Here is a 9332-nt window from a genome sequence, read left to right as displayed (position 1 = left end):
CCTACAGTGCCGGTGGCCGGGGGTCAAGTTCGCGCTATCAAAAACCGCCGCCTACCTGCATGTCCGCCGCGCGCGGACTTTACCCCCGGACACCGGTGCTGTACCCCCCGGGCTGACGACGCGACCGTGGGGAACGGACCGCACCACCTCAGGGACCGCAGCCGCTGAGACTAGATCGGCCACCCGAGGGAACCGCGCTAGTTTCCCTGAGGTTGTCGAGGCCCGCCGGAGGCCCGGCTCTTCACCACAGCTCTTGACCTTGACCTTGACCTTCAGCTCTTGATCTTCAGCTCTTGATCTTGCCTGCGCTGTTGATCTTGCTCTTGATCTGGCCTGTGCCCCTTGCCCTGACTTGCTGGTGTTGAAGAGGCCTGAGGCGGGGCGGGGTTGTGAATGCGCGAACTGGCAGCCGACAAACACACCCACCACCCCGAACCCCGAACCGGCACAACTATGACCGAAGGCCGTAAAAAGCTTTGAACCCACACGCCAACCGCCGCCCGGCCAGCAATCTAGCGAAACCACCACGCCGACAACCTCCGCCCAGCCCAAGTCATCACCAGCGCAAACGTTGCCTGATACGGCACTAGCTTCTCCGCTCCACCTGCCCAGCAGCTTTCCGCCCCGGCCAGCTCGGCGCTCGCCGGGCAAGCTCCTCGCCTGCCCGGTCAGCTCTCTGCTCTGGCCCGATTGGTTTTCCGCGCCAGCCAGCTCGGCGCTTGCCGGGCACGGGCTAGCTTCTCCGCTCCCACCTGCCCAGCAGCGTCCCGCCCCGGTCAGTCAGCCCTCTGCGCCGCCCAGCTCCGCGCCCGCCGGAATCCCCAGCGCCGCCAACCACACATGCAGCAGCGTCGCCGCCGCCTCGTCCAGCGAGCCGCCGCTGACCGTCGCCTGGTAGAGCGCGCGCTCAGTCATCCACACCAGTGCCGCCGCGACCGCCGCGGCGTCGTGTGGCCCGGGGCCGGCGGGTAGGCCAGCGCGTTCGGCGATGCCGCGTGTGGTGTCGGCTAGCGCGACCACGGCTGAGCGCCAGGCCTGGTCGATCGCCGGGACCGTCGGCGACAGCTCCACCGCGGTTCGCATCACCGTTCCGTGCTCGCGCCACATCCGCGCGGTCTGCTCGACGCCTTGGCGCAGGGCGTCGCCGGGGGCACTGGCGCCGTCGGCGTCCGCCGCGTCCATCTCGGCGCGCAGTGTGGCCACGGTGCGCGCCACCAGAGCCGCCAGTACCTCGTTCTTCGAGCCGAAGTAGAAGTACAGCGCGCCCCTGGTGATCCCGGCCGCCTGCGCGATCGTCGCCACGGTCATGCCGTCCGCGCCCTCGGAGTCCAGCTGCTGCTCGGCGGCGTCGAGGATCGCGCGTTCGCGCAGGTCACCCTTGGTCGGGGCCACCCGGCGGCGGGTCCCCGCTTCTCGTCGATCGTCCTCCATCCCGGCATGCTATCTGGTGCCGAGTATTTTTGACACTGTGCAGATTTTTCTCAGCGCTGTGTAGAATCGAGGCATGACGACGAACCCCACACCCCAGACCTTCCTGATCACCGGTGCCAGCTCCGGCCTCGGCCGGGCCTTCGCCGAGGGTGCCCTCGCGGCCGGTCACACCGTCGTCGGCACCGTGCGCAAGGACGCCGACGCCGAGGACTTCGAAGCGATACGCCCCGGGCGCTCGCTGGCCCGCCTGCTCGACATCACCGACGACGACGCGGTGTTCCGGACCGTCGAGGAGGTGGAGGCCACCGTCGGGCCGATCGGCGTCGCCATCGCCAACGCCGGATACGGCCACGAGGGCGTCTTCGAGGAGTCGACGATGGCCGAACTGCGCGCGCAGTTCGAGGTGAACGTGTTCGGCGCGGTGGCCACGGTCAAAGCCGTGCTGCCATATATGCGGCGCCGCCGCCGCGGCCACATCCTCGGCGTCACCTCGATGGCCGGCCTGATCACGGTCCCGGGCACATCCTTCTACCAGGGCAGCAAGCACGCCCTGGAAGGCATCCTGGAGACGGTCGGCAAGGAGGTCGCCCCCTTCGGCGTACACGTCACCGCGATCGCGCCGGGCTCCTTCCGCACCGACTGGGCCGGCCGCTCCATGGTCCGCACCGACCGCTCCATCGCGGACTACGACCAGGTCATGGACCCGGTCCGGGACCACCGCAAGGCCGCAGACGGGCACCAGCTCGGCGATCCGCGCAAGGCCGCCGAGGCCGTACTGAAGATCATCGGCGTCCCGAACCCGCCGGCCCACCTGCTCCTCGGCTCGGACGCGCTGCGCCTGATCACCAACGGCCGGGCCGCCGTCGACAAGGAGATCCAGGAGTGGGCCGACCTGACCCGCTCCACCGACTTCCCGGACGGCGCGCAGCTTCCCGGCTGAGCGCCGACCCGGGAAGCTGCGAGCCCTACTCCGACGTGAGCAAGCCCTACTCCGACGTAAGCAAGCCCTACTCCGACGTAGACGTCTTCGGCGGCCCGACCCCGACGTCACTCAGCGAGGGTGCCGTGGAGATCAACGCCTGCGCACTCGGCGCCGGCCGGTACATCGACGGATACCGCTTCCCGGCCGGCCCCTGCGCGTACGCCCGCAGCACGTTGTCCGTCACCGCCGCTAAAACGTGGGCCGTCCCCGGATCCACCGGCCGGTCCCCGCACATCTGCGCCATCTGGCAGTCCCAGTACGTCATCCCGCCGGCGAACACCCCGGCCCCCGACGGATCCGTGTAATACGACATCGTCGCCATCGTCGACTGCCCGCTGAACACGATCGGCGCCGCGGCGATGACGTCGATGTCCGGCGGGGTCCCGCCGACGCTCTTCACCGTGTCGTACTCACCGGCCAGAGAGTTCTTCAGGTACTGGTCCTTGGCGACCCCGGTCCCGGCGAAGATCCAGGAATCCGGTTGCAGGATCCGGAACGCCCCGCCGTCCGCCCCGAGCTCCCCATAGGCCGGACCCACGATGGAGTTCTCCGGCCGCTGCAACTGCGGGGAGTTCCAGAGCACCGTCGCCTGCGACGGATCGGACTTCGCCAGCGGGTCCTCGTTCGCGTACCGGTAGACCACCATGCGCCGGTCCGCACCCGACGGCGAGGGCTCCAGCCGCGCGTGCCAGTAGATCTCGTTCGCGCCGAAGAACCCGATGTTGGTGCCCTTGTCCCGGGCATAGACGGCCGCGTCGTACATGCGCCGCGTCCAGTACTCGGAGTGGCCGCCGATCAGCAGCGCCTTGTGCGCGGCGACCTGGCTCGGCCGCTCGTCCACGTCGATGTCGGTGGTGTAGTCGACGTCCAGCCCGAGCTTTTCCGCCTCTTCCGCCAATGGGATGTCGTATAGAAACGGCGCGCGATAGCCGTCCCCGTTATAGGGACGGTCGAAGGAGGCCACGCGGGAGCGGTCCGTGCGCTTCGAGGACAGATCCTTCGGGCCGTAGTAGAGGCTGTAGCGCCCGTAGTTGTTGTACGCCTGGTACGTCAGGACGGACGCCTGCAGAAGCAGCGGAGAACTCCCGCTGCCGGCCGGTCCGTTGCCGTTGCTGTCGTCCCGGATGATCAGCGGGATCGCGTCGCCGTCATCGTGCGGTTTGGCGCGTATCACGATCAGGTAGTAGCCGGGCGTCCAGGCCGCGGTGACCGGGATGCGTTCGGCGACCGGCCAGGAGGCCTCGACCGTATAGGTGGGCGCTCCGGAGTTCTTCACAGGACTCGCGGTGACCGGGACGTGCGAGGTGCTCCACACCACCCGGCCGCCGGTGCCGCCGTACCAGCCCATCCGGTAAGCGGTGACGGACGCGGACGACACGTACCCGGACAGGTGCAGCTCAAGGGTGTCCCCACAGGCCGCGCTCACCTGGTTCAAGTACCCGGCGACCAACGAGGTGTCCGCGTCGAAGCTGGACCGCCACGAGGAGTCACCCGGCTTGGCGTTCTCGATCTTGCTCCAGCCGGCCGGGCGGCGCACCGTCGCGCACGGGGCTGAGGACGGCTTGGTGCGGTCCGCAGGGAGGTTCCCATAGGAGTCCGACGCCTCCGGGGTCTGCGTGGTGATCTTCACCGGGGGCCCGGCGCTCCCCGCGGACGGCGCCGAGGCCCCGGTGCAGGCGTAGCCCAGGGCGAACACCGCTGCGGCCGAGACGGCGGAAACGGTGACGATCTTCCAGCGTGCCGTCCGTGGTGCGTTCACCGCTGCGGTATCCCGCTCGTCCATTCGCTTCCGTTCCAGACAGTGACCCAAAGCGTGCAGCGCCACGTTAGCCTTCTGCGGACGGCGACCGCGAACAGGGAGCCGACAGCCCAGCCGAACGGAGCCCGCCCATGCAGAACGCCAAGCCGACCACGCTCAGCGTCGGCCTCACCGGTGGCATCGGTTCGGGCAAGAGCGAGGTCCTGACCAGGCTCAAGGCCCGCGGCGCCACCGTGGTCGACGCCGACCTGGCGGCCCGCCGCGTGGTCGAGCCGGGCACCGTGGGCTATGACGCGGTGGTCAAGGAGTTCGGTTCCGAGGTGGTCGGCCCGGACGGCGCGCTGGACCGGGCCAAGCTGGGCGCCGTGGTGTTCGCCGACCCGGACCGGCGGGCCGCGCTGAACGCGATCGTGCACCCGCTCGTCGGTGAATTGATGGCCGAATGGGCGAATAGCGCCCCGGAGGGGGGCATCGTCGTCTACGATATTCCGCTGTTGGTCGAGGGTGGGGCGGACCGCGGTTACGCGGCCGTGATCGTGGTCGACGCCGACGACGAAGTCCGTTACGCGAGACTGCTTGCCAACCGTGGTATGTCCCGACAGGACGCGACCGCGCGGATGGCGGCGCAGGCGACGCGTGAGGAACGTCTGGCGGCGGCGGATTACGTCATCGCAAACAACGGGTCGCTCGCAGACCTCGATCAGGAAACGGACCGGGTGTGGTCCGAACTGCTGGCCCTGCGCGATTCAACCATCCGATAGGTTTGCCCGGTGACATCCCTTCCCACGCAGTCTGCTGAGCCGCAAGTGTCCGAGCCCCAGCCCGCGACGGGTCCGACCGCCGCCACCGCCGCGGTCGATGCTCTCGCCGAGCAGCGCAAGCGCCCGCCGTTGCCGGTCGCGCTGGTGCTGGCCGCGCGGCCGCGGCAGTGGGTCAAGAACGTGCTGGTGCTGGCCGCGCCGCTGTCGGCGGCCAAGCTCGGCCACGCCGACGTGTTGCGTACCTCGGCGATCGCCTTCGTCGCGTTCTGTCTGGCGGCGTCGTGCATCTATTTCGTGAACGACGTGATGGACGTGGAGTCCGACCGTCGTCACCCCAAGAAGCGGTTCCGTCCGATCGCGGCCGGGTGGGTGTCGATTCCGCAGGGCCTGGCGGCCGGCGCGGTGTGCGGTCTGGCGGGCCTGGGGGTCGCGGCCATAGCGAACTGGACCACGGTCCTGGTGGTCGCGGTGTACATGGCGTTGCACATCGTGTACTCGCTGTGGTTCAAGCATGTGCCGGTCCTGGACCTGGCGATGGTGGCTTCGGGCTTCCTGCTGCGGGCCATCGTCGGTGGTGTGGCGGCGAACCTGGAGCTGTCGCAGTGGTTCCTGCTGACCACCGGGTTCGGTTCGCTGTTCATGGTGGCCGGCAAGCGGTACTCCGAGATGGTGGTGATGGGCGAGGAAGCCGCCGCCTCCCGCAAGTCGCTGAAGGAGTACTCGCAGTCGTACTTGCGTTTCGTGTGGCAGGCCGCGGCGACGGTGACGATGGTCACCTACTCGCTGTGGGCGTTCCAGCTGGCCTCCACACCGGATATCGCGCACAAGTCGGCCAAGCCGTGGTTGGAGGTCTCGGTCATCCCCTGGGTCTTCATCTTCCTGCGCTACTCGATGTTCATCGACAACGGCAAGGCGGGGGAGCCCGAGGACGTCGTCCTGAAGGACCGCGTCATCATGGGTATCGGGGCCGTGTGGCTCGTCGTCTTCGCCACCGGCGTGATCCTGGTCGGCGCGCGCGGCTGAGACCGCCGGCGGCAGTACTGAGAGTCGAAATGAATAGGGACGTGAGAGACGTGGCCGTGCCACAACAGAGTTCAACCGACGGGGTGCACGCCGAGCGCCTGTACGGCTGGGGCATGACCAGCCCCTCGGTCGCCGACGTCGCCGACCCCACGGCGGTCGAGCAGCTGGCCGAACTGGTCACCGGGGCCGGACCGCGCGGCGTCATCGCCCGCGGCCTGGGCCGCTCCTATGGCGACCCGGCGCAGAACGGCGGCGGCCGGGTGGTGCGCACCACCTCGCTGAACAAGATCCTGAACATCGACATCGAGCACGGGATCGTCACCGCGCAGGCCGGGGTCAGCCTGCACCAGCTGATGGGCACGATGCTGCCGCTGGGCTGGTTCGTCCCGGTCACCCCGGGCACCCGCTACGTCACCGTCGGCGGCGCGATCGGCGCCGACATCCACGGCAAGAACCACCACAGCGCCGGCTCCTTCTGCCAGCACGTGCTGTCGATGGACCTGCTCGGCGCCGACGGCCAGATCCGCACCCTCACCCCGGACACCGAGCCCGAGCTGTTCTGGGCCACCGCCGGCGGCATGGGCCTGACCGGCATCGTCACCCAGGCCACCATCGCCTTCAAGAAGGTCGAGACGGCCCGGATCAAGGCCGACATCTGGCGGGCCCCGGACCTGGACGGCGTCCTGGCCGAACTGGCCGCCACCGACGACAAGTACCCCTACACGGTGGCCTGGATCGACTGCCTGTCCACCGGCCGCAACCTCGGCCGCTCGGTCCTGACCTGCGGCGACTTCGCCAAGCTGGACGAGCTGCCGGCCAAGGTCCGCAAGGACCCGCGCAAGTTCGCCCCGCTGTCCCTGGGCAAGGTCCCGCCGGTCCCGGTCAGCGGCCTGCTGAACAAGATGACCGGCCGCGCCTTCAACGAGATGTGGTTCCGCAAGGCGCCGGTCCGCAAGGAAGGCGTGATCCAGGGCGTCGGCGCCTTCTTCCACCCCCTGGACGGCATCATGGAGTGGAACCGCGTATATGGCCCCGCAGGCTTCCTGCAGTGGCAGTTCGTGATCCCCTTCGGCACCGAGGACACCCTGCGCCAGATCGTCGAGCGGATCTCCGCCCACGGCGCCCCCGCGGCCCTGACCGTCCTCAAGCGCTTCGGCGAGGGCAGCCCCGGCTACCTGTCGTTCCCCACCAAGGGCTGGACCCTGGCGCTGGACTTCCCGACCAACACCCCGGGCCTGGCCCAGCTGCTGGACGACATGGACGAGAAGGTGCTGGAGGCCGGCGGCCGCCTGTACCTGGCCAAGGACTCCCGCATGCGTCCGGAACTGCTGGCGGAGATGTACCCGCGCCTGGAGGCGTTCCGCAAACTGCGCGCAGAGATCGACCCGCACCAGGTGTTCATGTCAGACCAGGCGCGCCGCCTGCACCTGTAGAGGTTTCACGGTGTCGTAGTCGGCACATCCCGGACCCTCTACAGCCCCAACGGATAGGAACTACAGCCATGAAGGACTCTCTGGGCGCGCCCCAGTCGCTGCTGGTACTCGGCGGCTCCTCGGACATCGCCATGTCCACCGCCCGCAAGATGGCGGCCGCCCGCACCAAGAAGATCTACCTCGCAGGCCGCCCCTCCCAGCGCCTTGAGGACAACGCCGCCGAACTGCGCACCCTCGGCGCCACCGTCGAGGTGGTCCCCTTCGACGCCGCCGCCACCGACGACCACGACAAGGTCCTGTCCCAGGTGTTCGCCACCGACGACATCGACGTGGTCCTGCTGGCCTTCGGCGTCCTCGGCGACCAGGCCGAGGACGAGAAGGACCCGGCCCGCGCCGTGGCCGTGGCGCACGTGAACTACACCGGCGCCGTCTCCAGCGGCATCATCGTCGGCCAGGCCCTGAAGAAGCAGGGACACGGCTCCCTGGTGGTCCTGTCCTCCGTCGCCGCCGAGCGCGCCCGCCGCGCCAACTTCATCTACGGCTCCTCCAAGGCCGGCCTCGACGCCTTCGCCCAGGGCCTGGGCGACAGCATGGTCGGCACCGGCGTCCACGTCATGGTGGTCCGCCCCGGCTTCGTCGACACCAAGATGACGCAGGGCAAGGAGAAGACCCCCCTGTCCACCACCCCCGACGCTGTCGCGGACCTCATCATCACCGGCCTGCGCCGCGGCTCCCACACCGTCTGGGCCCCCGGCGCCTTCCGCTACGTGATGTCCGGCCTGCGCCACGTCCCGCGCCCGCTGTTCCGCCGCCTGCCGATGTAGCGCACGGCTGCCGTCTAGCGGCGCGCACCGGGATCACCATCCCGGCGCGCGCCGCTTCATTTCCGCCCCGGCAACAACCAATCAACGGCGGCAGCGAAGTCAGCAGCCGTATACCAGGTCCCTGGCACATCACCCACCAGCCCATATTCCCCCGTCTTCACCCGAATAGCCCTTATATCAAGACCCATAGCCCCCATAACATCTTTATCAGGCCGGTCACCCACAACAACACACCGCGCGGGCCCCACCCCAAGCCCCTCCAGAGCAGCCACAAAAGGCGCCTGATGAGGCTTCCGCACGCCCCGCCCGCCAAGCGCGTCCGAAACAACGACGCACTCGAAGAAAGCCGACAACCCCAAGGCGCGCACCTTCCACGCCTGCATCTCCACATCCCCATCAGTCACCACCGCGAGCCGCACCCCCGCCACCCGGAGCCGGGCCAGCGCGGCCCGCACCCCGGGATACGGCTCCAGCCGCTCGGGCTGGTGCGCACGAAACACGCCGACCAGGTGCGCCACGAGCTCGGGCGCGGTGCTGCGAGCCGCATCCGCAGTGCTACGGGTCGCATCCGCAGCGGCGCGGGCCGGATCTGCGGGCTCGCGGGGCGCGTCCGCAGTGCTGCGGGTCGCATCCGCGAGGTTGCGGGGCGCATCCGCAGTGCCGCGAGCTGGATCTGCGGTGCTGTGGGCCGGGTCCGCGGGTTCGTGGGTCGCATCCGCAGTGCTGCGGGTCGTACCCGTGGGGTCGCGCGCGTCTGAATTCTGCATGGTCGTATTAGCTGGTTGGGAGGGGGCGGGGTTAAGGAGAGAACTGAGTCCTGCGGCGCCCACCGCCGCGGGACCGAGCCCCGCCGCGCCCACCGCCGCCAGCGCCCGGTCAATGATCCCGCCACGCGCGGACCCGAGCGCCGCCTCGGCCCGAAGCGCGTCCAGAAACGCCGCCTCGTCGATCCCCCGACGCGCGCCGGCCGCCGCGACCGCGCACCACGCGCCCTCCAACCACGCGGCCTGCGGATACAGCGTGTCATCGAGATCGCAGAGGACCGCCTCCACATCCGCCGAGCGTGACGTCGGTACATCCTGCGCGCCACTCATCTCCACAAAACCTCCCCATCAGCCC

The 9332-nt window shown here is 69.3% G+C and carries 8 protein-coding genes; 5 read left to right on the top strand and 3 right to left on the bottom strand.

The window, feature by feature from the left end; translation table 11 throughout:
- Window positions 1–780 precede the first annotated feature (780 nt).
- Window positions 781–1431 (bottom strand): TetR/AcrR family transcriptional regulator, encoded by a 651-nt coding sequence (locus KGQ19_RS45345; protein WP_212021279.1) that lies wholly within the window; start codon window positions 1429–1431, stop codon window positions 781–783.
- Between the two features lie 73 nt (window positions 1432–1504).
- On the opposite strand from KGQ19_RS45345, the gene KGQ19_RS45340 reads away from it, so the two are divergent.
- Window positions 1505–2371, top strand: a complete 867-nt coding sequence (locus tag KGQ19_RS45340) for an oxidoreductase (protein WP_212021278.1) — start codon at window positions 1505–1507, stop codon at window positions 2369–2371.
- Between the two features lie 67 nt (window positions 2372–2438).
- Here the strand turns inward: KGQ19_RS45340 and KGQ19_RS45335 are convergent, their stop codons facing one another.
- The gene (locus KGQ19_RS45335) at window positions 2439–4196 is read right to left on the bottom strand and encodes a N,N-dimethylformamidase beta subunit family domain-containing protein (RefSeq protein WP_230420436.1); all 1758 of its coding nucleotides are present in this window, start codon (window positions 4194–4196) and stop codon (window positions 2439–2441) included.
- A 107-nt stretch (window positions 4197–4303) separates the two neighbouring features.
- Here KGQ19_RS45335 and coaE point away from each other — a divergent pair, with 107 nt between their 5' ends.
- The 4 genes from coaE to dprE2 all read left to right on the top strand — a co-directional run bounded on the left by coaE (window position 4304) and on the right by dprE2 (window position 8213).
- Window positions 4304–4933, top strand: coding sequence for a dephospho-CoA kinase (gene coaE / locus KGQ19_RS45330; RefSeq protein WP_212021277.1), 630 nt, complete (start codon window positions 4304–4306; stop codon window positions 4931–4933).
- A gap of 9 nt (window positions 4934–4942) precedes the next feature.
- Window positions 4943–5956: a decaprenyl-phosphate phosphoribosyltransferase gene (locus KGQ19_RS45325; protein ID WP_212021276.1), complete on the top strand. Its 1014-nt coding sequence runs from the start codon at window positions 4943–4945 to the stop codon at window positions 5954–5956.
- 29 nt (window positions 5957–5985) lie between these two features.
- Window positions 5986–7389, top strand: a complete 1404-nt coding sequence (gene dprE1 / locus KGQ19_RS45320) for a decaprenylphosphoryl-beta-D-ribose oxidase (protein WP_212021275.1) — start codon at window positions 5986–5988, stop codon at window positions 7387–7389.
- 68 nt (window positions 7390–7457) lie between these two features.
- Window positions 7458–8213 (top strand): decaprenylphospho-beta-D-erythro-pentofuranosid-2-ulose 2-reductase, encoded by a 756-nt coding sequence (dprE2, locus tag KGQ19_RS45315; protein WP_212021274.1) that lies wholly within the window; start codon window positions 7458–7460, stop codon window positions 8211–8213.
- Between the two features lie 56 nt (window positions 8214–8269).
- Here dprE2 and KGQ19_RS45310 read toward each other — a convergent pair whose 3' ends face one another.
- Window positions 8270–9307: an HAD family hydrolase gene (locus KGQ19_RS45310; RefSeq protein ID WP_212021273.1), complete on the bottom strand. Its 1038-nt coding sequence runs from the start codon at window positions 9305–9307 to the stop codon at window positions 8270–8272.
- Window positions 9308–9332: the final 25 nt, after the last annotated feature.

Origin of the sequence: Catenulispora pinistramenti (assembly GCF_018274385.1) — a bacterium.
Lineage (GTDB): Bacteria > Actinomycetota > Actinomycetes > Streptomycetales > Catenulisporaceae > Catenulispora > Catenulispora pinistramenti.
This window is presented reverse-complemented; position numbering and strand designations above follow the sequence as displayed.

Bases quoted from the DNA above. Each gene is read 5' to 3' on its own strand.
- KGQ19_RS45310 (WP_212021273.1), bottom strand. From the start codon at position 9,307: ATGAGTGGCGCGCAGGATGTACCGACGTCACGCTCGGCGGATGTGGAG.
- KGQ19_RS45345 (WP_212021279.1), bottom strand. From the start codon at position 1,431: ATGGAGGACGATCGACGAGAAGCGGGGACCCGCCGCCGGGTGGCCCCG.
- KGQ19_RS45340 (WP_212021278.1), top strand. From the start codon at position 1,505: ATGACGACGAACCCCACACCCCAGACCTTCCTGATCACCGGTGCCAGC.
- coaE (WP_212021277.1), top strand. From the start codon at position 4,304: ATGCAGAACGCCAAGCCGACCACGCTCAGCGTCGGCCTCACCGGTGGC.
- dprE2 (WP_212021274.1), top strand. From the start codon at position 7,458: ATGAAGGACTCTCTGGGCGCGCCCCAGTCGCTGCTGGTACTCGGCGGC.
- dprE1 (WP_212021275.1), top strand. From the start codon at position 5,986: ATGAATAGGGACGTGAGAGACGTGGCCGTGCCACAACAGAGTTCAACC.
- KGQ19_RS45335 (WP_230420436.1), bottom strand. From the start codon at position 4,196: ATGGACGAGCGGGATACCGCAGCGGTGAACGCACCACGGACGGCACGC.